The 22,618-nt window shown below is 40.1% G+C and carries 19 protein-coding genes, 6 tRNA genes and 4 rRNA genes; 25 read left to right on the top strand and 4 right to left on the bottom strand.

Annotation, left to right across the window (positions count from 1 at the left end):
* The first annotated feature begins 94 nt into the window (after window positions 1–94).
* Window positions 95–949, top strand: coding sequence for a protease HtpX (gene htpX, locus DV427_RS02380; RefSeq protein WP_162837812.1), 855 nt, complete (start codon window positions 95–97; stop codon window positions 947–949).
* A gap of 42 nt (window positions 950–991) precedes the next feature.
* On the opposite strand, the gene tusA is transcribed toward htpX, so the two are convergent.
* Window positions 992–1,231 carry a sulfurtransferase TusA gene (tusA, locus tag DV427_RS02375; protein WP_114891182.1) on the bottom strand — a complete coding sequence of 80 codons (240 nt, stop codon included), beginning with the start codon at window positions 1,229–1,231 and terminating at the stop codon, window positions 992–994.
* Window positions 1,232–1,346: 115 nt separating this feature from the next.
* On the opposite strand from tusA, the gene DV427_RS02370 reads away from it, so the two are divergent.
* From DV427_RS02370 to murQ, 12 genes are all read left to right on the top strand, one after another.
* Complete coding sequence (locus DV427_RS02370; RefSeq protein ID WP_114891181.1) at window positions 1,347–1,967, top strand: YigZ family protein; 621 nt, start codon at window positions 1,347–1,349, stop codon at window positions 1,965–1,967.
* Window positions 1,968–1,969: 2 nt separating this feature from the next.
* Window positions 1,970–3,433, top strand: coding sequence for a TrkH family potassium uptake protein (locus DV427_RS02365; RefSeq protein WP_005643930.1), 1,464 nt, complete (start codon window positions 1,970–1,972; stop codon window positions 3,431–3,433).
* Window positions 3,434–3,800: 367 nt separating this feature from the next.
* Window positions 3,801–5,340: ribosomal RNA gene (locus DV427_RS02360) — 16S ribosomal RNA — on the top strand.
* Between the two features lie 79 nt (window positions 5,341–5,419).
* Window positions 5,420–5,496 (top strand) — tRNA-Ile (locus DV427_RS02355).
* Between the two features lie 45 nt (window positions 5,497–5,541).
* A tRNA-Ala gene (locus DV427_RS02350) sits at window positions 5,542–5,617 on the top strand.
* Between the two features lie 374 nt (window positions 5,618–5,991).
* Window positions 5,992–8,888 (top strand): 23S ribosomal RNA (locus tag DV427_RS02345).
* Window positions 8,889–9,006: 118 nt separating this feature from the next.
* Window positions 9,007–9,122: ribosomal RNA gene (rrf, locus tag DV427_RS02340) — 5S ribosomal RNA — on the top strand.
* A gap of 47 nt (window positions 9,123–9,169) precedes the next feature.
* Window positions 9,170–9,285, top strand: a 5S ribosomal RNA gene (rrf, locus tag DV427_RS02335).
* Together the 16S, 23S and 5S rRNA genes with 4 tRNA genes alongside form the textbook arrangement of a ribosomal RNA operon.
* Window positions 9,286–9,297: 12 nt before the next feature.
* A tRNA-Asp gene (locus DV427_RS02330) sits at window positions 9,298–9,374 on the top strand.
* Between the two features lie 16 nt (window positions 9,375–9,390).
* Window positions 9,391–9,466 (top strand) — tRNA-Trp (locus DV427_RS02325).
* Between the two features lie 134 nt (window positions 9,467–9,600).
* The gene (locus tag DV427_RS02320; RefSeq protein ID WP_162790253.1) at window positions 9,601–10,740 is read left to right on the top strand and encodes an anhydro-N-acetylmuramic acid kinase; all 1,140 of its coding nucleotides are present in this window, start codon (window positions 9,601–9,603) and stop codon (window positions 10,738–10,740) included.
* 9 nt (window positions 10,741–10,749) lie between these two features.
* Entirely contained in the window at window positions 10,750–11,661 is a 912-nt protein-coding gene (gene murQ / locus DV427_RS02315; protein WP_114891179.1) for an N-acetylmuramic acid 6-phosphate etherase, read from the top strand.
* A gap of 29 nt (window positions 11,662–11,690) precedes the next feature.
* On the opposite strand, the gene DV427_RS02310 is transcribed toward murQ, so the two are convergent.
* Together DV427_RS02310 and envC are read right to left on the bottom strand one after the other, a co-directional pair.
* A complete protein-coding gene (locus DV427_RS02310) occupies window positions 11,691–12,533 on the bottom strand; it encodes a divergent polysaccharide deacetylase family protein (protein WP_114891178.1) in 843 nt (280 codons plus the stop codon).
* Window positions 12,533–13,765 carry a murein hydrolase activator EnvC gene (envC, locus tag DV427_RS02305; protein ID WP_114891177.1) on the bottom strand — a complete coding sequence of 411 codons (1,233 nt, stop codon included), beginning with the start codon at window positions 13,763–13,765 and terminating at the stop codon, window positions 12,533–12,535. The genes DV427_RS02310 and envC overlap by 1 nt, the downstream gene beginning before the upstream one ends.
* A 175-nt stretch (window positions 13,766–13,940) precedes the next feature.
* Between envC and DV427_RS02300 the strand changes: the two genes are divergently transcribed.
* Window positions 13,941–14,624 (top strand): 2,3-diphosphoglycerate-dependent phosphoglycerate mutase, encoded by a 684-nt coding sequence (locus tag DV427_RS02300; RefSeq protein WP_005625827.1) that lies wholly within the window; start codon window positions 13,941–13,943, stop codon window positions 14,622–14,624.
* A gap of 78 nt (window positions 14,625–14,702) precedes the next feature.
* The gene (locus DV427_RS02295; protein ID WP_114891176.1) at window positions 14,703–15,305 is read left to right on the top strand and encodes a hypothetical protein; all 603 of its coding nucleotides are present in this window, start codon (window positions 14,703–14,705) and stop codon (window positions 15,303–15,305) included.
* An 86-nt stretch (window positions 15,306–15,391) separates the two neighbouring features.
* Here DV427_RS02295 and rpmE read toward each other — a convergent pair whose 3' ends face one another.
* Window positions 15,392–15,604, bottom strand: coding sequence for a 50S ribosomal protein L31 (rpmE, locus tag DV427_RS02290; RefSeq protein WP_005625828.1), 213 nt, complete (start codon window positions 15,602–15,604; stop codon window positions 15,392–15,394).
* Between the two features lie 174 nt (window positions 15,605–15,778).
* Here rpmE and mutY point away from each other — a divergent pair, with 174 nt between their 5' ends.
* The 10 genes from mutY (at window position 15,779) to DV427_RS02245 (ending at window position 22,618) form a co-directional block, all read left to right on the top strand.
* Window positions 15,779–16,915: an A/G-specific adenine glycosylase gene (gene mutY / locus DV427_RS02285; protein ID WP_114891175.1), complete on the top strand. Its 1,137-nt coding sequence runs from the start codon at window positions 15,779–15,781 to the stop codon at window positions 16,913–16,915.
* Window positions 16,893–17,165 carry an oxidative damage protection protein gene (locus DV427_RS02280; protein WP_005625838.1) on the top strand — a complete coding sequence of 91 codons (273 nt, stop codon included), beginning with the start codon at window positions 16,893–16,895 and terminating at the stop codon, window positions 17,163–17,165. Before mutY ends, DV427_RS02280 begins: the two co-directional genes overlap by 23 nt.
* A 14-nt stretch (window positions 17,166–17,179) precedes the next feature.
* Window positions 17,180–18,256: a membrane-bound lytic murein transglycosylase MltC gene (gene mltC, locus DV427_RS02275; protein ID WP_114891174.1), complete on the top strand. Its 1,077-nt coding sequence runs from the start codon at window positions 17,180–17,182 to the stop codon at window positions 18,254–18,256.
* A 235-nt stretch (window positions 18,257–18,491) separates the two neighbouring features.
* A tRNA-Phe gene (locus DV427_RS02270) sits at window positions 18,492–18,567 on the top strand.
* Window positions 18,568–18,569: 2 nt separating this feature from the next.
* Window positions 18,570–18,645, top strand: a tRNA-Asn gene (locus DV427_RS02265).
* Between the two features lie 835 nt (window positions 18,646–19,480).
* A complete protein-coding gene (locus DV427_RS02260) occupies window positions 19,481–19,999 on the top strand; it encodes a hypothetical protein (RefSeq protein WP_114891173.1) in 519 nt (172 codons plus the stop codon).
* A gap of 5 nt (window positions 20,000–20,004) precedes the next feature.
* The gene (locus DV427_RS09385) at window positions 20,005–20,169 is read left to right on the top strand and encodes a hypothetical protein (RefSeq protein WP_162790252.1); all 165 of its coding nucleotides are present in this window, start codon (window positions 20,005–20,007) and stop codon (window positions 20,167–20,169) included.
* A gap of 225 nt (window positions 20,170–20,394) precedes the next feature.
* Window positions 20,395–20,802, top strand: a complete 408-nt coding sequence (gpU, locus tag DV427_RS02255; RefSeq protein WP_005641212.1) for a phage tail terminator protein — start codon at window positions 20,395–20,397, stop codon at window positions 20,800–20,802.
* A 14-nt stretch (window positions 20,803–20,816) separates the two neighbouring features.
* Complete coding sequence (locus tag DV427_RS02250; RefSeq protein ID WP_114891172.1) at window positions 20,817–22,007, top strand: phage major capsid protein; 1,191 nt, start codon at window positions 20,817–20,819, stop codon at window positions 22,005–22,007.
* A gap of 44 nt (window positions 22,008–22,051) precedes the next feature.
* The gene (locus tag DV427_RS02245; RefSeq protein WP_114891171.1) at window positions 22,052–22,618 is read left to right on the top strand and encodes an HK97 family phage prohead protease; all 567 of its coding nucleotides are present in this window, start codon (window positions 22,052–22,054) and stop codon (window positions 22,616–22,618) included.

Genomic DNA, 22,618 nt, shown 5'->3' with positions numbered 1-22,618 from the left:
TGTATGCTGATAACAAAAATTTTACATTACACCTTGAATTTTTTGTGAATTTTCCCCACTAAGGAAATACTTAACCCTAACTTTGAGAGAACACATTATGATGCGTATTCTTCTTTTCTTGGCAACCAATATGGCTGTAATGCTGGTATTAGGTATTATTTTAAGTGTGACTGGTATTGCAGGAAATAGCACCGGCGGCATTTTAATTATGGCGTTGTTATTTGGTTTTGCTGGCTCATTAATTTCATTATTCCTGTCTAAAACGATGGCATTACGTTCTGTAGATGGAGAGGTGATTACTCAACCTCGTAATCAAACTGAACGTTGGTTAATTGATACCGTTAGTCGCCAAGCGCAGAAAGCGGGGATTCCGATGCCAGACGTGGCGATTTATCATTCACCCGATGTGAATGCTTTTGCTACAGGCGCGACAAAAAGCAATTCTTTGGTGGCTGTGAGCACTGGATTATTAAACAACATGACGGAGGCTGAAGCTGAAGCTGTTTTAGCGCACGAAATTTCCCATATTTCCAATGGGGATATGGTGACGATGGCGTTATTGCAAGGCGTATTGAATACTTTCGTGATTTTCTTATCTCGCGTTATTGCAACGGCGGTGGCAAGTTCGCGTAACAATAATGGAGAAGAAACGCGCAGTTCAGGTATTTATTTCTTGGTTTCGATGGTATTGGAAATGCTCTTTGGTGTGCTTGCGAGTATTATCGCAATGTGGTTCTCTCGCTACCGCGAATTCCGTGCAGATGCTGGTTCCGCAAGTCTAGTGGGTAAAGAAAAAATGATCATGGCATTGCAACGTTTGCAACAACTTCACGAACCACAAAATCTTGAAGGTTCTTTAAATGCCTTTATGATTAATGGTAAACGCAGTGAACTCTTTATGAGTCATCCACCACTCGAAAAGCGTATTGAAGCCTTACGCAATCTTTAAAAATTTCAAAAAATCGGCCGCACTTTAATACGGCCGATTTTTTTATTTTCCTTTTTTCACCCAATATTTGAAAGGTGGTTTTTCCACTTCACTTTGCAGTAAGGTGTGATCCATAAATTGACAGAAATTTGGAATATCTCTTGTTGTTGCAGGATCGTCAGCAATGATCAAAAGTATTTCTCCATCGTTAAGATGACGAATATTTTTACGAACAAGCATCACAGGTTCTGGGCAACGTAATCCTAAAGTATCTAGGGTTTGTGTGACGGAAATTTTAGACATATTCTTTTTTCTTTTGAAAAACATAGCCATATCATACCGCACTTACGGCAAAATTTCGACAAATCCCAGTCATCAGTGATAGACTAGTATCATTGAAATTAGTTTGAAAAAATGAATGGCGGAATACCTCGTTCCTAAAAGTGCGGTTGTTTTTGAAGAAGAAATTAAGAAAAGCCGTTTTATTACTTATTTACAGCACACCGAAGGTTTAGAAGACGCAAGAGCTTTTTGGGCAAAGATTAAACAAGAACATCCAAATGCTCGGCATCATTGTTGGGCTGCTGTAGCAGGCAAGCCAACAGATTCTCTACAGCTTGGTTTTTCTGATGATGGTGAACCCGCTGGAACGGCAGGAAAGCCAATGTTGAGTGCATTGCAAGGTAGTCAATTAGGTGAAATCAGTGCGGTGGTGGTTCGCTATTATGGTGGTATTTTGCTTGGAACGGGCGGATTAGTTCGTGCTTACGGCAATGGAGTACAACAAGCTTTAAAGCTGATTGAAAGCGAAATTAAAGTTGAACGAACCCCTTTCAAATTAGATTGTGACTATGGTCAGCTAAGTTTGGTGCTACAACTTTGTGAAAAACATCAGGTTGAGATTTTATCTCAAGATTTTCAGGCAAATATTCATTTGATTTTAGGTATTAGTGAAAAAACAGTCGATGTTTTTTCTTCAGAATTAACAGAAAAGTCTGCGGGCAGATTAGTCATCCAACTTTTAGAGACAGGCGAATAATAGTGCATATTTTATCCATTATCCGAATTATTGGTATTCTTGTGATGTGTTTTTCGGGCACAATGCTGATTCCAGCATTTGTCGCTCTAATTTATGGCGATGGTGGCGGCAAAGCATTTATGCAGGCTTTTATGTTGAGCTTGACAGCGGGCACATTGCTTTGGTGGCCATGCCATCACCATAAACAAGAATTACGCTCCCGTGATGGTTTTTTGATCGTTGTGGCTTTTTGGTTTGTACTTGGCGGCTTGGCTACTTTGCCGCTTTTGTTGTTTGATGCACCACACTTAACGGTTGCCTCTGCTGTATTTGAGGCCTTTTCGGGTTTAACGACGACAGGTGCCACCGTGATGACTGGATTGGATAATTTACCAAAAGCAATTTTGTTCTACCGACAGTTTTTGCAATGGCTTGGTGGAATGGGGATCATTGTGTTAGCGATTGCGATCATTCCCCTTTTAGGTATTGGCGGAATGCAACTTTACCGTGCAGAAATGTCTGGTCCAATGAAGGAGCAAAAAATTCGCCCACGGATTACAGAAACCGCAAAAGTTTTGTGGATGATTTACCTTTCTTTAACCTTGTCATGCGCTTTAGCTTATTGGTTGGCGGGAATGAGTGTTTTTGATGCGATTACTCACAGTTTCTCTACTGTTTCCATTGGCGGTTTTTCAACGCATGATGCAAGTATCGGTTATTTCAATAGCCCATTGATTAACGGAATTACTGTTTTATTTTTATTAGTTTCTGCTTGTAACTTTGGTCTACATTTCCGTGCTTTTTCAACGATTGGACGCGAAAATTTCTTCAAAATTTATTTGCGTGATCCTGAATTTCGTTTTTTTATCAGTATCCAAGTTATTTTAGTTGTGGTTTGTACTTCAGTAATGTGGGGACACAGTTACTTTAAGACTTCATGGCAAGATTTCGAACAAGTATTATTTCAGGCCGTCTCTATTTCTACCACAACTGGTTACACTACATCTGATTTTGCTGCTTGGCCCTCATTTGTGCCTGTATTGTTAATCTCTGCATCTTTTATGGGCGGTTGTGCAGGATCTGTTGGTGGTGGTTTAAGAGTTGCGCGTGTATTAGTGCTTTACCTACAAGGAAAACGAGAACTCAAACGTGTGGTTCATCCTAATTTGGTTTATCCCATTAAATGGGGAAAAAATGTATTAGATGAAAGAGTGATTGGTAGTATTTGGGCATTCTTTTCGGCTTATATTTTAGTATTTTTAATTTGTTTACTTGGTGTCATTGCTTGTGGAGTTGAACCTTTCAATGCCTTTAATGCTGTGTTAGCGAGCATAAATAATTTAGGGCCAGGATTAGGTGCTGTTAGTAGTAATATGATCGCCATTCCAGATAGCGCCAAATGGATTTTAACTATCGCAATGGTATGCGGCCGATTAGAAATTTTCACGCTTTTAGCATTATTTACGCCTGCATTCTGGAGATCTTAACTGAGGGTTAATTTTTAATAAATATTTCGAATTTTGACCGCACTTTTGATGGATCCGTTTATATTTCCATCAAAAGATCATTTTTTTAAATATTTTTACAAAAAGTACTTGCAAGGGTTTTGAAAATCCCTATAATGCACCGCACACAACGACGCACTGTTGTGAAGTTTTTAAGTTTACACGTGCGTCGTTGTTTTTTGCTCTTTAACAATGTATCAGACAATCTGTGTGGGCACTTGTTGATTGACTTGTTTTAAAAATATTTTTAATTTTGAAGTCTTAATAGGTGCTTAACTGAAAAATTCATAATTACTTTTTTAAGTAGTGTTTTATTTATAGCTAAGCAGTTTATTGAGCGATTGAACTTGAATTGAAGAGTTTGATCATGGCTCAGATTGAACGCTGGCGGCAGGCTTAACACATGCAAGTCGAACGGTAGCAGGAGAAAGCTTGCTTTCTTGCTGACGAGTGGCGGACGGGTGAGTAATGCTTGGGAATCTGGCTTATGGAGGGGGATAACTACGGGAAACTGTAGCTAATACCGCGTAGTATCGGAAGATGAAAGTGCGGGACCGTAAGGCCGCATGCCATGAGATGAGCCCAAGTGGGATTAGGTAGTTGGTGGGGTAAAGGCCTACCAAGCCTGCGATCTCTAGCTGGTCTGAGAGGATGGCCAGCCACACTGGAACTGAGACACGGTCCAGACTCCTACGGGAGGCAGCAGTGGGGAATATTGCGCAATGGGGGGAACCCTGACGCAGCCATGCCGCGTGAATGAAGAAGGCCTTCGGGTTGTAAAGTTCTTTCGGTATTGAGGAAGGGATGTGTGCTAATAGTACATATCATTGACGTTAAATACAGAAGAAGCACCGGCTAACTCCGTGCCAGCAGCCGCGGTAATACGGAGGGTGCGAGCGTTAATCGGAATAACTGGGCGTAAAGGGCACGCAGGCGGTTATTTAAGTGAGGTGTGAAAGCCCCGGGCTTAACCTGGGAATTGCATTTCAGACTGGGTAACTAGAGTACTTTAGGGAGGGGTAGAATTCCACGTGTAGCGGTGAAATGCGTAGAGATGTGGAGGAATACCGAAGGCGAAGGCAGCCCCTTGGGAATGTACTGACGCTCATGTGCGAAAGCGTGGGGAGCAAACAGGATTAGATACCCTGGTAGTCCACGCTGTAAACGCTGTCGATTTGGGGATTGGGCTTAAAGCTTGGTGCCCGTAGCTAACGTGATAAATCGACCGCCTGGGGAGTACGGCCGCAAGGTTAAAACTCAAATGAATTGACGGGGGCCCGCACAAGCGGTGGAGCATGTGGTTTAATTCGATGCAACGCGAAGAACCTTACCTACTCTTGACATCCATGGAATCCTGTAGAGATACGGGAGTGCCTTCGGGAACCATGAGACAGGTGCTGCATGGCTGTCGTCAGCTCGTGTTGTGAAATGTTGGGTTAAGTCCCGCAACGAGCGCAACCCTTATCCTTTGTTGCCAGCGATTCGGTCGGGAACTCAAAGGAGACTGCCAGTGATAAACTGGAGGAAGGTGGGGATGACGTCAAGTCATCATGGCCCTTACGAGTAGGGCTACACACGTGCTACAATGGCGTATACAGAGGGTGGCGATGCCGCGAGGTGGAGCGAATCTCAGAAAGTACGTCTAAGTCCGGATTGGAGTCTGCAACTCGACTCCATGAAGTCGGAATCGCTAGTAATCGCGAATCAGAATGTCGCGGTGAATACGTTCCCGGGCCTTGTACACACCGCCCGTCACACCATGGGAGTGGGTTGTACCAGAAGTAGATAGCTTAACCTTTTGGAGGGCGTTTACCACGGTATGATTCATGACTGGGGTGAAGTCGTAACAAGGTAACCGTAGGGGAACCTGCGGTTGGATCACCTCCTTACCAAAGACGAGAGACAGCGAGTGCTCACACAGATTGGCTGATAGTTGTAGACAAATGAGCAGAAGAAAACATTACCCTTGGGTCTGTAGCTCAGGTGGTTAGAGCGCACCCCTGATAAGGGTGAGGTCGGTGGTTCAAGTCCACTCAGACCCACCACTCTGAGAGTGAGTGATGTAAAGGAGTAATGATTTATGATGAAATGGGGATATAGCTCAGCTGGGAGAGCGCCTGCCTTGCACGCAGGAGGTCAGCGGTTCGATCCCGCTTATCTCCACCACTTATCATCGTTAAGTAAATTAAGCGAGAATAGAGAAGAAAGTCATAAGCACTAATCTAAACGAATATAGTGTTTAAGATTTTATTTATATTCATTTAGTTTATTTAACGATGATAACTGAAAAGTTTTATCAACTGTTCTTTAAAAAATTGGAAACAAGCTGAAAACAAGAGATTTTCGAGAGAAAGTCTGAGTAGGCAAAATAGGAAAGTGAAAAGAGGGAACTGAGAAGGAAACTCTGAGAGCAAACCTGTTTTGCATAAAATCTTGATTGAACAAAAGCAATCAAGTGTTTAGTTGAATGAAAATACGCATCAAATTGACCACACTTTGAAGTGAAAACTTAAAGTGATTGAAAACATTTGAGGTTGTATAGTTAAGTGACTAAGCGTACAAGGTGGATGCCTTGGCAATCAGAGGCGAAGAAGGACGTGCTAATCTGCGAAAAGCTTGGATGAGTCGATAAGAGGCGTTTAATCCAAGATATCCGAATGGGGAAACCCAGTAGATGAAGAATCTACTATCACTTACTGAATCCATAGGTAAGTGAGGCAAACCGGGAGAACTGAAACATCTAAGTACCCCGAGGAAAAGAAATCAACCGAGATTTCGTCAGTAGCGGCGAGCGAAAGCGAAAGAGCCTGTTAATGATAACAGCAGAGATAGAGGAATAAGCTGGGAAGCTTAGCGACACAGGGTGATAGCCCCGTACTCGACATCCAGGCTGTGGTACTAAGTTAACGAGAAGTAGGGCGGGACACGTGATATCCTGTTTGAAGATGGGGGGACCATCCTCCAAGGCTAAATACTCCTGATTGACCGATAGTGAACCAGTACTGTGAAGGAAAGGCGAAAAGAACCCCGGTGAGGGGAGTGAAATAGAACCTGAAACCTTGTACGTACAAGCAGTGGGAGCCTGAAAGGGTGACTGCGTACCTTTTGTATAATGGGTCAGCGACTTATATTTTGTAGCGAGGTTAACCGAATAGGGGAGCCGAAGGGAAACCGAGTCTTAACTGGGCGACTAGTTGCAAGGTATAGACCCGAAACCCGGTGATCTAGCCATGGGCAGGTTGAAGGTTGGGTAACACTAACTGGAGGACCGAACCGACTAATGTTGAAAAATTAGCGGATGACTTGTGGCTGGGGGTGAAAGGCCAATCAAACCGGGAGATAGCTGGTTCTCCCCGAAATCTATTTAGGTAGAGCCTTGAGCGGACACCTTTGGGGGTAGAGCACTGTTTCGGCTAGGGGTCCATCCCGGATTACCAACCCGATGCAAACTACGAATACCAAAGAGTGATACTCAGGAGACACACGGCGGGTGCTAACGTCCGTCGTGGAGAGGGAAACAACCCAGACCGCCAGCTAAGGTCCCAAAGTCTATATTAAGTGGGAAACGAAGTGGGAAGGCTTAGACAGCTAGGATGTTGGCTTAGAAGCAGCCATCATTTAAAGAAAGCGTAATAGCTCACTAGTCGAGTCGGCCTGCGCGGAAGATGTAACGGGGCTGAAATATAGCACCGAAGCTGCGGCATCAGACATAAGTCTGTTGGGTAGGGGAGCGTTGTGTAAGCGGATGAAGGTGTGTTGAGAAGCATGCTGGACGTATCACAAGTGCGAATGCTGACATAAGTAACGATAAAACGGGTGAAAAACCCGTTCGCCGGAAGACCAAGGGTTCCTGTCCAACGTTAATCGGGGCAGGGTGAGTCGGCCCCTAAGGCGAGGCTGAAGAGCGTAGTCGATGGGAAACAGGTTAATATTCCTGTACTTGGTAAAGCTGCGATGTGGGGACGGAGTAGGTTAGGTTATCGCACTGTTGGATATGTGCGTTTAAGTTGGTAGGTGGGAAGTTTAGGCAAATCCGGGCTTCCTTAACACTGAGAGATGATGACGAGGCTCTACGGAGCTGAAGTAACTGATACCACACTTCCAGGAAAAGCCACTAAGCGAAAGGCTTTACTAAACCGTACTGAAAACCGACACAGGTGGTCAGGTAGAGAATACTCAGGCGCTTGAGAGAACTCGGGTGAAGGAACTAGGCAAAATAGCACCGTAACTTCGGGAGAAGGTGCGCCGGCGTAGATTGTAAGGGCTAGCCCCTGAAGGTTGAACCGGTCGAAGATACCAGCTGGCTGCAACTGTTTATTAAAAACACAGCACTCTGCAAACACGAAAGTGGACGTATAGGGTGTGATGCCTGCCCGGTGCTGGAAGGTTAATTGATGGTGTAATCGAAAGAGAAGCTCCTGATCGAAGCCCCAGTAAACGGCGGCCGTAACTATAACGGTCCTAAGGTAGCGAAATTCCTTGTCGGGTAAGTTCCGACCTGCACGAATGGCATAATGATGGCCAGGCTGTCTCCACCCGAGACTCAGTGAAATTGAAATCGCCGTGAAGATGCGGTGTACCCGCGGCTAGACGGAAAGACCCCGTGAACCTTTACTATAGCTTGACACTGAACATTGAATTTTGATGTGTAGGATAGGTGGGAGACTTAGAAGTAGTCACGCCAGTGATTATGGAGTCGTCCTTGAAATACCACCCTTTAACGTTTGATGTTCTAACGAAGATTGCGGAACGCGGTCTCGGACAGTGTCTGGTGGGTAGTTTGACTGGGGCGGTCTCCTCCCAAAGAGTAACGGAGGAGCACGAAGGTTTGCTAATCACGGTCGGACATCGTGAGGTTAGTGCAATGGTATAAGCAAGCTTAACTGCGAGACAGACAAGTCGAGCAGGTACGAAAGTAGGTCATAGTGATCCGGTGGTTCTGAATGGAAGGGCCATCGCTCAACGGATAAAAGGTACTCCGGGGATAACAGGCTGATACCGCCCAAGAGTTCATATCGACGGCGGTGTTTGGCACCTCGATGTCGGCTCATCACATCCTGGGGCTGAAGTAGGTCCCAAGGGTATGGCTGTTCGCCATTTAAAGTGGTACGCGAGCTGGGTTTAGAACGTCGTGAGACAGTTCGGTCCCTATCTGCCGTGGGCGTTGGAGAATTGGTTGGGGCTGCTCCTAGTACGAGAGGACCGGAGTGGACGCACCACTGGTGTTCCGGTTGTGTCGCCAGACGCATTGCCGGGTAGCTAAGTGCGGAAGAGATAAGTGCTGAAAGCATCTAAGCACGAAACTTGCCAAGAGATGAGTTCTCCCAGGTTATAAACCTGTAAGGGTTGTTTAAGACTAAGACGTAGATAGGCAGGGTGTGTAAGTGATGTGAGTCATTGAGCTAACCTGTACTAATTGCCCGAGAGGCTTAACTATACAACGCTCAAGTGTTTTTGGAAAACAGAGTGAAAGAAAAAGAAATTAACTAAACGTTCAGCTTGTGGCCAATGAAGAACATAGATAGAAGTAAGAATACAAGTTATCAAAGAATTATCCTGGCGGCGATAGTGCGGTGGAACCACCTGGCACCATACCGAACTCAGAAGTGAAACGCTGTAATGCCGATGGTAGTGTGGGGCATCCCCATGTGAGAGTAGGGCACCGCCAGGTTTATTTTTTTAGTTTATTCATTGAGTAAATTAAAAAAATAAAAAATTTTTGGCAGAGATAGTGCAATAGATCCACCTGATACCATACCGAACTCAGAAGTGAAATGTTGTAACGCTGATGGTAGTGTGGGGTTTCCCCATGTGAGAGTAAGGCACTGCCAATTACCACATTTAGCGGAGTGGTAGTTCAGCTGGTTAGAATACCTGCCTGTCACGCAGGGGGTCGCGGGTTCGAGTCCCGTCCATTCCGCCAATTTATTCATACCAATAGGGGCGTAGTTCAATTGGTAGAGCACCGGTCTCCAAAACCGGGTGTTGGGAGTTCGAGCCTCTCCGCCCCTGCCATTAAAATATTCTTTTTAATTAATCATAAAATATCTTTATACTCATACCTTTTTCATATTATTTAATAATTCTTTTTATTTTTCTTTTTAAATTAGATATATAATTATTGAGATCAAAATATAAAAATAATTAGTATGAAACCTCAATATTATCTTGGCATGATGTCTGGAACTAGTCTAGATGGAGTAGATATTGCTCTCGTTGATTTTTCTCTAGACCCTCAACTTATCTTATCTGATTTTTTTCCTATGCCAGAAAATTTGCGTCAGAAATTAACCAAACTCATTCAATCAGGTGAAACAACTCTACAAAATTTAGGCGAACTCGATCATGAGCTTGCTTTACTGTATTGTGATTGTGTACATACCTTTCTACAAAAATATAATCTTATTCCAAGCCAAATTGAAGCTATTGGTTGTCATGGGCAGACTGTATGGCATTCTCCTGCTTCAGAATTTCCTTTCACGATGCAACTAGGCGATATGAATTTATTGGCAGCTAAAACAGGAATATCTGTTATTGGTGATTTTCGTCGTAAAGATATGGCTTTAGGCGGACAAGGTGCCCCTCTTGTACCTGCTTTCCATAAAGCTATATTTTCAAATGCTAATTTTTCTACAGTTGTTTTAAATATTGGTGGGATTAGTAATGTTTCTATATTGTTTCCTAATCAACCTGTAATTGGCTTTGATACGGGGCCTGGTAATACATTATTAGATCAATGGATAGAAAAACACCAAGGTCTTCGCTATGACAAAAATGGTGAGTGGGCTTCAAAAGGCAACGTGAATCAAGTTCTGCTTGAGGAATTATTAAATGAACCTTTTTTCTCTTTACCCGCTCCCAAAAGTACAGGGAGAGAGTTATTTAATCTTGAGTGGTTAATTGGCAAAGTAGAAAAAGCATCTAAAAAACTTACCGCGCTTTCCTCCAAAATCACATTATCCCCAGAAGATGTGCAAGCGACACTTGTTGAATTAACGGTAACAAGCATTGTCAATGCACTAAATCAACTTCAAACAGATTTACCAAAACGTTTATTAGTATGTGGCGGCGGTGCAAAGAATAGCTTAATTATGCGTAGATTGCATGATAATTTACTCGATTGGCAGGTTGGTACAACGACAGAGCAAGGTTTTGATATTGATTATGTAGAAGCCGCTGCTTTTGCTTGGTTAGCTTATTGTCGAATGAACAATTTACCAGCAAACCTGCCTAGCGTAACTGGCGCAAAAAGTGCGGTTAGTTTGGGGGCTATTTTTCCTAAAGACTAAGATTAAAATATGAATGACATTATATTAAAAAGTTTATCCACGTTAATTACGGAACAGCGAAATCCGAATTCAGTTGATATTGATCGTCAAAGTGCTTTAGATATTGTTCGATTAATGAATAAGGAAGATAAACAAGTTCCTTTAGCTATTGAAGCATGTTTGCCAGAGATTTCGTTAGCAGTAGATAAAATCGTTTATGCTTTTCAACAGGGCGGTCGTCTAGTATATATTGGGGCAGGGACGAGCGGTCGTCTCGGCGTATTGGATGCATCAGAATGTCCCCCTACATTTGGTGTATCTTCGGAAATGGTCAAAGGTATTATTGCAGGCGGAGAACATGCTATTCGTCATCCAGTAGAAGGCGCTGAAGATAATACGAAAGCTGTACTTGAGGATCTACAAAGTATAAATTTTTCAAAAAATGATGTATTAGTTGGTATCGCTGCAAGTGGTCGCACACCTTATGTTATTACAGGTCTTCAGTACGCTAAATCTCTTGGTGCTTTGACAATTTCTATTGTAAGTAATCCAAAATCTGCGATGGCTGAGATAGCCGATATTGCGATAGAGACTATTGTTGGTCCTGAAATATTGACGGGATCTAGTCGCTTAAAATCTGGTACCGCACAAAAAATGGTACTGAATATGCTGACTACGGCAAGTATGATCTTATTGGGTAAATGTTACGAAAATTTGATGGTCGATGTACAAGCCAGTAATGAAAAGCTTAAAGCACGCGCAGTGCGTATCGTAATGCAGGCAACGGATTGTGATAAAGTGCTTGCTGAGCAGACATTAATTGAAGCAGATCAAAATGCCAAGCTTGCAATTATGATGATTTTGAGTAATTTATCAAAATTAGAGGCGAAGGCATTATTAGAAAGACATCAAGGTAAATTAAGAAATGCACTTTCTAAATAAGACAAAAAACTGATTGTAAAATCAGGTTTTTATTTTGGAATTCCACGTAGTAATCCAACGGGTTTAAAAGGTTCCATTGAGGTTGGCGCAGGCATTTCTGTAAATAATAAAATAAATGGCTTAGGTGGGATTACTTTTTCATTACGCCATAAATTGCCTATTCCTACAAGTTGGATATCTTCAGGTAAATTGTTAATTCCTGCTTGTAACACCGCAATGGTATTTGGACGAGGATGTCCTATCGCAATCGCTGTACCATGTTTCCTTGCATATTGAATTGCTGCTTGAAATTGATGTTGAACCGCAGCTAGTTCGTTACTGTCATCTAAAAATATATGACGATCTAATGAACGAACCCCTTGTTCTTTTGCTATTTTTCCTGCTACAGATTTTCCTATTGTTCGGCTATCTAAAAAGAATAAATGTTTTTCTTGAAGTGCAGTCATTAAATAAGTCATTAATTGGGGATCCGCAGTAGCCGCACTGCCCATGTGATTATTCATGCCAATGGCATAATTCACGATATTTTTGGCTGTATTTACTCGATCATTGACCTGTGCTGAAGACATTCCTAAATGTAGTCCTCCATCCTCTATTTTCACCGCACTCACCGGTTGCATCGGCATATGAATTAAAATGTCTCGACCTTGAGATTTTGCTTCTTGATTTCGAGCTCGAGCATGAGGCGCAGCAGGAATAATTGCTACAGAAATTTCTCGTGGCATTGCAAAAATAGCCGCATCTTCTTTGAGATGATAGCCTACATCATCAATAACAATAGCAAGTTTATTTTGCGCAAGGGAGATAGAAGTATAAAGTGCGGTAGAAAAAATGATGAAATTTTTCATCGCACTTTTTATGAGAAGTTTCATTAACGGATCCATCCAGCTGGATTCACTGGTGTGCCTTTTCGGCTAATTCCAAAATAGAGTGCAGAACGCGAAATTTCACCAGTATTACCGACTTGAGCAATAGTTTGTCCAGCAGAAACAAGTTGACCAACTTTTACCAATACGGCTTGATTGAAACCATATAAACTTAAGTCTGTTTCTCCATGTTTGACGATGACCATATAACCGTAGCCATTCAAATACCCAGCTAAAATTACACGTCCAGCCGCAATCGCTTTGACTGCAGTTCCAGCTGAGGCACCAATAACCATACCTTTCCAACGAACTTCACCTGCCTGAATCGTTCCAAAATTATGTAAAGTCGGTCCTGAAACTGGAGCTGAATATTGTTTTTTTGCAATCCCTAAACCACTTGTGCTGTTAAGTAATTGACGTTCTTGTGCTGTCGGTTGATAAGGTTTTGAAGTCCGTTTTTCTTCAGCTTTTTGTCGTTGTGAAAGCGCTTCTCGCTCTCTTTTTTCTTGTTCTAAAGCCGCTTTTTCTGCTCGTTGAATTTCTTGACGGAGCGCTTGTTCATTAGCCTTTAGGCTATCCAATTTATTTTGATCTCTCGCCAAATTTTTATTAAGTTCATTTAGCGTAGATTGGCGTTCTTGTTGTGATTTTTGTAATTCTTGTTGCTGTTTTTTTTGCGTTAAAAGTTGATCTCGATGATTTTTTTGCTGACCTAAAATGGATTCTTTTTGAGATACAATTTGAGCTTGTGTTGCTTTTAAACTATCAATTATTTCGATTCGAACTTGGTTTAAATGTTGATAGTACACTTTCATGCGTTCTGCTTTTTCCGCATTTTTAGAAAACATTCTTTCAATGACGGAAGGATTTAAACCTGAGCGATAAATCATATCCATTTGTTTCGCTAATCGTGATTTTTGTTCAGATTCTTGTTTTTCCAATTGTTTGAGTTGTTTATCTGAGTCAGAAATTTGCTTACGAATTTCTTTCAAGCTCATTTCTGTTTCATGTAACTCACCCACGACAGCATTAATTTTACTTTCATGGTTTTTCAAATTAGCTTGTAGCTTAGCTTGCACGCGTTTTTGTTCAGCAATTTTAGATTCTTGTTGCTTAATTTGCTTTTGAATCTGGTTAAGATCGGAAGCATGGCTTATTGGGGAAAAAATCAACAAACCGCAGCTAAAAAGTGCGGTGAAAAATGGCGATATTTTTTTGTTTAATCCCGAATACAGCATAATTTTTCCTAAATTCTTAAAATCGTACAAATCTTATCATATTTGTTAAAAGGCGAAAAAGTTTAGCTCCTATTTTTTGCTAAAGATCAGGAAATCTCGCCTTTTTGCTTTTAAACATACTCAATTTTTGCTATAAAGTGTGAGTTATCTTTTACTTAAATTTTAGGAGATTCTTATGGAATTAGTATTTATCCGTCACGGTTTTAGTGAATGGAATGCGAAAAACTTGTTCACTGGCTGGCGTGATGTAAATTTAACAGAACGCGGCGTAGAAGAAGCAAAAGCAGCGGGCAAAAAATTATTAGATGCTGGCTATGAGTTTGATATCGCATTTACATCTGTGCTAACTCGTGCAATTAAAACTTGTAATATCGTGTTAGAAGAATCCCATCAATTATGGATTCCTCAAGTGAAAAACTGGCGTTTAAATGAACGTCATTATGGTGCTTTACAAGGTTTAGATAAAAAAGCGACTGCGGAACAATATGGTGACGAACAAGTTCATATTTGGCGTCGTTCTTATGACATTTCTCCACCAGATCTAGATCCACAAGATCCAAATTCTGCACACAATGACCGTCGTTACGCAAATATTCCATCTGACGTAGTGCCGAATGCAGAAAACTTAAAAATTACTTTAGAGCGTGCACTTCCATTCTGGGAAGACCAAATTGCACCAGCAATGCTTTCTGGTAAACGTGTTTTAGTTGTTGCTCACGGTAACTCACTCCGTGCATTAGCAAAACATATTATCGGTATTTCTGATGCTGAAATTATGGATTTTGAAATTCCAACTGGCCAACCTTTAGTATTAAAACTTGATGATAAATTAAATTACGTAGAACACTACTACCTTTAATTTATCGCTTTACTTTTTTTTATTTAACATTCAAAGTGCGGTTAATTTTAACCGCACTTTATGTTTAAGGAGACATGAATGAGAAAATTGATAACGTTCATTTTGGTGTTGTTGCCATTTTTTACGACATCAGTTACTGCAGCACCAGTACATAAAAATCAAATAAATAAAAAAATTGTAGTAACCAAATCTTTAGATAAAAAACAACAAACTAAAAAAATGAAAGAAACTAAATTAGTTCTAACCAAGAAAATTAGTACTAAAAATAAAAAACAAACTGTGAAATTGACAGACAAAAAGCCTAAAGCTTTGGTAAAGGAAATTAGCTCGAAACCTAAGACATCTATCGAGAAAAAACCGACAACAGTTGTTTCAGCAAAACATGAAAAAGCAGCAAAGGAGAAACCAGTTTATAAGCCAGTGATTGTGCCACAATGTAATGATTTTTCTGTGTCAAAAGTGTTATCTGATGCATTTAAGCAGCAAGGCGATTCAACTAAAACCAGTATGATGGTGAAACAAATTCTTCAAGCAAGAGAAACGCAATTTTATCCACAAAAAGGCATTCGAAGCTGCCATGCTTTAGTAGTGACGGATGGAAAAAGTTATCAAACAGATTACAGCGTTATTTTGAATGATAAAGGATTTTTCGTTCAGGTTGAGAATGCGATGGGTTTGTAAACTAGTTTGTTGAAATGAGCAACATTTTATCTTCTTGATAAAACAAAACCCCGCAAATTGGCGGGGTTTTTTTAAACAAGTCCAAATTATTTTGTGCTTGGAATTTTGAAACGGCTGTTGAAACGCTCAACACGACCACCAGTATCAACAACACGTTGTTTACCAGTATAGAATGGGTGGCAGTTACCACACACATCAAGATTGATGTCTTTACCTAAAGTTGAACGAGTCTTGATCACATTACCACAAGAACAGGTTGCTGTGATTTCTTTATATTCAGGATGAATACCTTGTTTCATAGAAAACCTCAAAATGAAGCCACGCCGCTATAAGAACTTTCTCCCCACACCGCGTGAGTTAATAATACGCCATAATTGGCACCAAATAGATTGCGGATTATACTGAAAAAATACAGATAAACAAGCCTTATTTTCGTGTAAAATCATTCGGATTTTTAACCGCACCTTTCTTTTATGTTAGCAAAATCTTCAAGTAACGCACCTTTTGCACAATCAGTGCTGAAATGGTATGACAAATTTGGCCGCAAACATTTGCCGTGGCAACAAAATAAAACGCTTTATGGTGTATGGCTTTCTGAGGTGATGTTACAACAAACACAAGTTGCGACAGTGATTCCTTATTTTGAGCGATTTATTAAAACATTTCCAAATATCACCGCACTTGCCAATGCTTCGCAAGACGAAGTTTTGCATTTATGGTCTGGTTTAGGCTATTACGCTCGGGCGCGTAATTTACATAAAGCGGCTCAAAAAGTGCGGGGTGAATTTAATGGAAATTTTCCGACAGATTTTATGCATGTTTGGGCGTTACCAGGTGTAGGGCGCTCGACAGCTGGGGCTATTTTATCTTCCGTATTAAATCAGCCTTATCCGATTTTAGACGGTAATGTAAAACGAGTGTTAGCTCGCTATTTTACTGTTGAGGGGTGGCCTGGCGAGAAAAAAGTAGAAAATTATTTGTGGACGTTGACTGAACAGGTTACACCCATAGATCGTGTGGCGGATTTTAATCAAGCTATGATGGATATTGGCGCGATGGTATGTACGCGAACCAAACCAAAATGTGAGCTTTGCCCATTAAATTTGGAGTGCTTAGCTTATCAAAATCATAGTTGGGAAAAGTTTCCTGCCAAAAAGCCTAAAAAAGATATGCCTGAAAAAGACACTTATTTTTTGATTTTATCTAAAAATGGCAAAGTGTGCTTGGAGCAGCGAGAAAACTCGGGGTTATGGGGAGGATTGTTTTGTTTTCCACAATTTGAAGATAAAGCTTCGTTGCTTCATTTTTTAGCGCAAGAAAAAGTCAGCTATTATCAAGAATGGCCGGCTTTTCGTCATACCTTTAGCCATTTCCATTTAGACATCCATCCTATTTATGCAGAAATGGACGGTGGAATTAATATTGAGCAAGCTAATTTAGATTGGCGCAAAGTTGTGGAAAGTCCAAAAGAATATCAATCAAATCTATCAAGTGCGCTCAAATATTGGTATGATCCGCAAAATCCTGAACAGATCGGGCTGGCTCAGCCTGTGAAGAATCTTTTAATACAATTTGCAAGGAATTATTATGGCAAGAATGGTCTTTTGTGAGTATCTCAAACAAGAAGCGGAAGGTTTAGATTTCCAACTTTATCCTGGAGAACTAGGTAAACGAATTTTTGATTCGGTGAGTAAGAAAGCTTGGGGCGAATGGATTAAGAAACAGACGATGTTAGTGAATGAGAAAAAACTCAATATGATGAATGCGGAACACCGTAAATTGTTAGAGCAAGAAATGGTAAATTTTTTGTTTGAAGGTAAAGATGTCCATATTGAAGGTTACGTTCCTCCATCAAATTAATTGGCTGTTATACAATGAAAAAGTGTTTAGTATTAGCATTATTACCGCTTTTGTATGCTTGTAGCGATTCGTTGAATCGTGGGGGCATCAATTATGATGAGTCCTTTGCAAAAGACACGCAAGGGTTAGATATTCTCACAGGACAATTCTCGCATAATATTGACCGCATTTGGGGCGTCAATGAATTGTTAGTGGCTAGTCGAAAAGATTACGTGAAATATACAGATTCTTTTTATACGCGTAGCCACGTGAGTTTTGATGAAGGTAATATCGTTATTGAAACCCAGCAAGATCTAAATCGTTTACATAATGCTATTGTCCATACCTTGTTAATGGGGGCTGATGCAAAAGGTATTGATTTATTTGCATCTGGAGATGTGCCGATTAGCTCTCGTCCATTCCTTTTAGGACAGGTTGTGGATCATCAAGGGCAACAAATTGCTAATCAAGTTATCGCAAGTAATTTCGCCACTTACTTGATTCAAAATAAATTACAAACTCGTCGATTACAAAACGGGCATACTGTGCAATTTGTTGCAATTCCAATGATTGCAAATCACGTAGAAGTGCGTGCGCAGAAATATCTACCATTGGTTCGTAAAGCGGCTGAACGTTATGGCATTGATGAAAGTTTGATCTTAGGTATCATGCAAACGGAATCTAGTTTTAACCCATATGCGATTAGCTATGCAAATGCAATTGGATTAATGCAAGTCGTGCCTCATACAGCAGGCCGAGATGTGTTTGCAATGAAAGGAAAGGGCGGTCAACCATCAACTCGTTATTTATATGATCCTGCGAATAATATTGATGCTGGCGTATCTTATTTGTGGATTTTACAAAATCAATATTTAGATGGAATTACGAATCCAACCTCAAAACGTTTTGCAATGATTTCTGCTTATAATAGTGGGGCTGGTGCTGTATTGCGTGTTTTTGATAATGATAAGGATATGGCGATTTACAAGATTAACCAAATGTATCCAGAGCAAGTTTATCGCATTCTAACGACAGCTCACCCATCATCACAGGCTCGCAATTATTTGTTGAAAGTAGATAAAGCACAGAAAAAATTCCGTGTAAGACGATAGTTGGATTTTTTCAGATAATTAAAAATGCTCGTTGGGAAATGCCATCGAGCATTTTTTATAATAAGTGCGGTTTATTTTACAATAATTTTATTATTTCGTTGTTTTAATAAACATATTGATGATTAACTATTCAAACGCAACGTTTTTTTGTATTTTTTTAAATTTAAGTGTTGACCGAATCCCGAAAAAATAGTTTAATACGCTCCGTTGTCAGGCAGTAGCCAATAACGATAACGCCTCGATAGCTCAGTCGGTAGAGCAGGGGATTGAAAATCCCCGTGTCGGTGGTTCGATTCCGCCTCGAGGCACCATTTCCTCCTTAGTTCAGTCGGTAGAACGGTGGACTGTTAATCCATATGTCGCAGGTTCGAGTCCCGCAGGAGGAGCCAAATTCAGAAAAGCCGCTAAAGAAATTTAGCGGCTTTTTGCTATATCTTGTTCCAGAGAACATAAATCATTTCTCCGTTTAAAACGGAAGTTATTAAGCATCAGAATTAATTCTGTTTCTTCCCATCTTTTTTCCTTATCTTCTTTCTTTTGTATTTTCATTAATGCTTTGAATCAGTAAAGAAAAGCGTTCATATGAACCTTGTGTATATTTATAAAGATTATAAAAGGAGTGGTTTCTTACAGCTTATAATAATGAAATAAAGCCTTTATAGGGTATTCAAGGAAAACTCTTTGCTATATCTAATAATCAGGTATTATCTTCTATAGTTTGCTGTTTTTGATATTGAATTCTAGAGATCATATTGTGATGGAATATGAGAGGGGGAAATAAGATAAATCCAATAATCGTAGATAAAACAAAACCCCGCGATTGGTTTCGCGGGGCTTTGTTTAGTCAAATGGTGCCTGGGCGAGAAGTGAATTAGTTATATAAGATATTGATTTAAAATAAGTTTATTTTAGTTCATTTATTTTTGGTTACTATTTTGGTTACTAAGGCAAAATCTGATAAATCACAGTATATCAAAAAACTTTTTTTCTATTATAGTCTTCACCTCTTCACTTTTGCTAAAAAAACAAGAAAAAATCCTTATTTATTATATATTTATAAGGGTGAAGACTACTCATTCAAGTCTTCACCAAGTCTTCACCAAGTCTTCACCTATAAAAAAAAGTATATTAGTTGCGATTAATTACGAATAGTTGCGTTAAGTTTATTGATAATTTAAAACCCTAGTTGTATGATACCGTCCATACCTTAATTTATGCTTTTATATGAATTTTGAACAAATAGTAAACTCTTCAATTAGTGATTTTCAAATGCTAATGGATAGTCTTTCGTCTTCACTAGCAGTTGGTCCTATAACAGAGCCAGATTTTATACTTCTTTCTAGAGGGTACGGCAGGATAGATTGGGATTATGTTATTAGTAAGTATAATCCTGATGAGAGTTTTGACTTTTGTTTTAAACTAAAACATATTGATTGTCGTTCTAGTGTTTTAGAAGGTGCTTTTATCTCATCGTTCATACTGGAAAAAGAAACTTTAGAAATATATGGGATAGAAAATTTTAGTAGCGATGTTCTGAAAGGTAAGATGTTCTTATATTCGCTGTTTGCTTGCCTTATTTTTATGAAAAAATTAGACGGTAAGTATATAAAGTTAGTAGATGTTGAAAAAGGTAACAGTGCTTTGCGTGATTACTATCGTCAATTTGGGTTTACTGAAGATGGTAGCCAAGATTTGATAATTCCGTTAGATGCTTTAGAAGATCATCTAAGAGGAAAGGAGTAAGTGAAATGAAAGAGAAAAAATATTATCCTACTCAAGAGGTGTACAAGCGTAGTGGCGAAGTTATGGAGTTACTCCTCAAAGCTGCGCCAAAAATGCTATCTGATGAACGTTATCTTTTTAAAGGTGATGAAATGCATGGCCTTAAAAAGGAAAATAGAAAAGCTGCATAGCGTGATTAATAAAGAATATAAACGGTTAGTTTTAAACTAGCCGTTTTTTTTATGCCTAAAATAATGTTTTTGCTTAAAAAATAAGCAATGAAAATATTTTACTCAACGCATCTAACCGTATCTAAACTATTGAAATTTAAGGTGTTTACTTTATATTTTTTGTATATATATTGTTCTATGGGCTTTTTATAAGCCCTCTTAATTAAGAACAAATAAGGGTAAAAAATGCTTATTCACAACGAAGTTAGAAACGAAATCGTTACGCTAATCAAGAATAACATTCCAGAGATTGGAAATGTTTATAACGGTAGAGCATTCTTCACGAGCTTAAAACAGCAGCTACCTGCAATTTCAGTATTCTTAGATGATGCAGAATGTGATTTTAAGGTAATGGGAGAATCCGAATGGCAAGCCGAACTCAATATCTCAATCTTCCTTCCATATAGCGAGGGAGAACCCAACATTGATCGGATTGCAGAGAAGGTTAATAGCCTTATTACATTTACAGGTTATCGCCATATTCAATTTGTCAGAGGGATTCAATACCGTTATGGCTATGATGAGGATAATGCTTCTTGGATGAATGGTACGCTTTCTTACTTAATTGAATATGGTCGAGCCCCAATCAAATAACACAAGGAAAACTTATGTTGAAAAAATTAATCGAGTTACGCCAACAAAAGGCAGAAAAAGTCGCAGAAATGCGTGCAATGCTTGATAAAGCAGAAAAAGAAAATCGTCCATTGGATGAAGCTGAATCAGTAGATTTTGATAAATTGAAAGATTTAGTGAAACAATTGAGTGATGAAATCAGTAAATACGAAACCGTAGCAGATGAAGAACGTAATCTTGGTGCGCAATCTAACCCATTAGAAACCCGCAGCACGAAACAATTTTCAAATGATGAATTGCGCCATTACATTAAAACCGGTGAACTCCGTAATTTAACTACGGCTAATGGTGAAGATGGCGGCTATTCTGTTATCCCGCAATTAGACAAAGAGGTCATGAAACGCTTAACAGATGATAGCGTCATGCGCCAGCTTTGTAATGTCGTTCGCTTGCCTATCGGTGCAAAAGAATACAAAAAATTAGTATCTGCTGGCGGTGCAACCGTTGAACATGGCACAGAAGGCACAGCACGCAATGGTACAGCAACGCCAAAACTGCATGAAGTAACCATTGCTTTAAATTCAATCTATGCTTATCCAAAAACTACTCAAGAGATTTTGGACTTCTCAAGCATTGATGTTTTAGGTTGGCTTACTGATGAAATCACTGAGACCTTCACTGAAACAGAAGAAGTGGATTTAACCTCTGGTGATGGTAACAAAAAATCAAAAGGTTTATTGACCTACGAACGCACAACTGAAAACGATAAAGTGCGCCCATTCGGCAAACTTCAAAAAATTGAAGTGGCGGGTGCGGCAAAAATTGAGGCAGACACTTTAATCGATGCGTTCTATACCCTTCACAGTAAATACCGCAAAAATGCCGTATGGGTGATGTCATCAACCATTGCAGCAGCATTACAAAAACTCAAAAACAAAAATGGTGATTATATCTGGCGCGATGGTTTAACAACCGATGCGCCCGCTACATTATTAGGCCGTCCAGTTTACTTCTTAGAGACAATGCCGACAGGTGGTGCAAATCAAGCCGTTATTGCTTTTGGTGATTTCAAACGTGGTTACTTCATTGTCGATCATGAAACAGGCGTGCGAACTCGACCAGACAACTTAACCGAGCCAGGATTTTATAAAGTCCACACCGATAAATATTTGGGTGGTGGCGTGGTAGATTCCAACGCAATTAAAGTGATTGAGACAACAGCGTAAATCATAGAGGGGCGAAAGCCCCTTTTTTGCTTAATAGGTGAAAAATGAAGAAAGAATTTGAAATCCGCTCTGCAACCATTGCGACCGATGAAGAGAATCAAAAGCTCGTTGGTTATGCGGTCAAATGGAATAGCCCTTCACAAGTGCTTTACTGTGATTTTGTAGAATCCTTTGCGCCTAAAGCATTCAGTGAAAGTTTAGCCAGTGGCGAAGATGTTCGTGCACTCTTTGAACACGACTACACCAAGTTACTCGGTCGCACCAGTGCGGGAACATTAAAACTAGAAGAAGATTCAATCGGCTTACGCTTTGAATTAACCCCGCCTAATACAACTATTGGGAAAGATTTATTAGTTAGCGTTTCGCGTGGTGATATTACAGGCATGTCCTTTGGATTTAGAGCCAGTCAAGAAGAATGGGATTTTGATGTAGAGCCTTGCCAACGAACTGTGCAAAAAGCCGAACTCTTTGAAGTTACAGTAACAAGCATTCCCGCCTATCCTGAAAGTAGCGTAGAAATTGCTAAACGTTCGATGGGCGCGGCAAAAGAAAAAACACAGAAACACTCTACCGCACTTTTGAAACAGTGGCTTGATGTGATGGAGGCTTAA

Source organism: Haemophilus haemolyticus (assembly GCF_003351405.1).
GTDB classification, from domain to species: domain Bacteria; phylum Pseudomonadota; class Gammaproteobacteria; order Enterobacterales; family Pasteurellaceae; genus Haemophilus; species Haemophilus haemolyticus_N.
This window is presented reverse-complemented; position numbering and strand designations above follow the sequence as displayed.

What these genes read in the sequence shown, in the direction of transcription:
- tusA (WP_114891182.1), bottom strand. Translation starts at nt 1,231, where the DNA reads ATGTCTAAAATTTCCGTCACACAAACCCTAGATACTTTAGGATTACGT.
- DV427_RS02370 (WP_114891181.1), top strand. Translation starts at nt 1,347, where the DNA reads ATGGCGGAATACCTCGTTCCTAAAAGTGCGGTTGTTTTTGAAGAAGAA.
- DV427_RS02320 (WP_162790253.1), top strand. Translation starts at nt 9,601, where the DNA reads ATGAAACCTCAATATTATCTTGGCATGATGTCTGGAACTAGTCTAGAT.
- murQ (WP_114891179.1), top strand. Translation starts at nt 10,750, where the DNA reads ATGAATGACATTATATTAAAAAGTTTATCCACGTTAATTACGGAACAG.
- DV427_RS02310 (WP_114891178.1), bottom strand. Translation starts at nt 12,533, where the DNA reads ATGAAACTTCTCATAAAAAGTGCGATGAAAAATTTCATCATTTTTTCT.
- envC (WP_114891177.1), bottom strand. Translation starts at nt 13,765, where the DNA reads ATGCTGTATTCGGGATTAAACAAAAAAATATCGCCATTTTTCACCGCA.
- DV427_RS02300 (WP_005625827.1), top strand. Translation starts at nt 13,941, where the DNA reads ATGGAATTAGTATTTATCCGTCACGGTTTTAGTGAATGGAATGCGAAA.
- DV427_RS02295 (WP_114891176.1), top strand. Translation starts at nt 14,703, where the DNA reads ATGAGAAAATTGATAACGTTCATTTTGGTGTTGTTGCCATTTTTTACG.
- rpmE (WP_005625828.1), bottom strand. Translation starts at nt 15,604, where the DNA reads ATGAAACAAGGTATTCATCCTGAATATAAAGAAATCACAGCAACCTGT.
- mutY (WP_114891175.1), top strand. Translation starts at nt 15,779, where the DNA reads ATGTTAGCAAAATCTTCAAGTAACGCACCTTTTGCACAATCAGTGCTG.
- DV427_RS02280 (WP_005625838.1), top strand. Translation starts at nt 16,893, where the DNA reads ATGGCAAGAATGGTCTTTTGTGAGTATCTCAAACAAGAAGCGGAAGGT.
- mltC (WP_114891174.1), top strand. Translation starts at nt 17,180, where the DNA reads ATGAAAAAGTGTTTAGTATTAGCATTATTACCGCTTTTGTATGCTTGT.
- DV427_RS02260 (WP_114891173.1), top strand. Translation starts at nt 19,481, where the DNA reads ATGAATTTTGAACAAATAGTAAACTCTTCAATTAGTGATTTTCAAATG.
- DV427_RS09385 (WP_162790252.1), top strand. Translation starts at nt 20,005, where the DNA reads ATGAAAGAGAAAAAATATTATCCTACTCAAGAGGTGTACAAGCGTAGT.
- gpU (WP_005641212.1), top strand. Translation starts at nt 20,395, where the DNA reads ATGCTTATTCACAACGAAGTTAGAAACGAAATCGTTACGCTAATCAAG.
- DV427_RS02250 (WP_114891172.1), top strand. Translation starts at nt 20,817, where the DNA reads ATGTTGAAAAAATTAATCGAGTTACGCCAACAAAAGGCAGAAAAAGTC.
- DV427_RS02245 (WP_114891171.1), top strand. Translation starts at nt 22,052, where the DNA reads ATGAAGAAAGAATTTGAAATCCGCTCTGCAACCATTGCGACCGATGAA.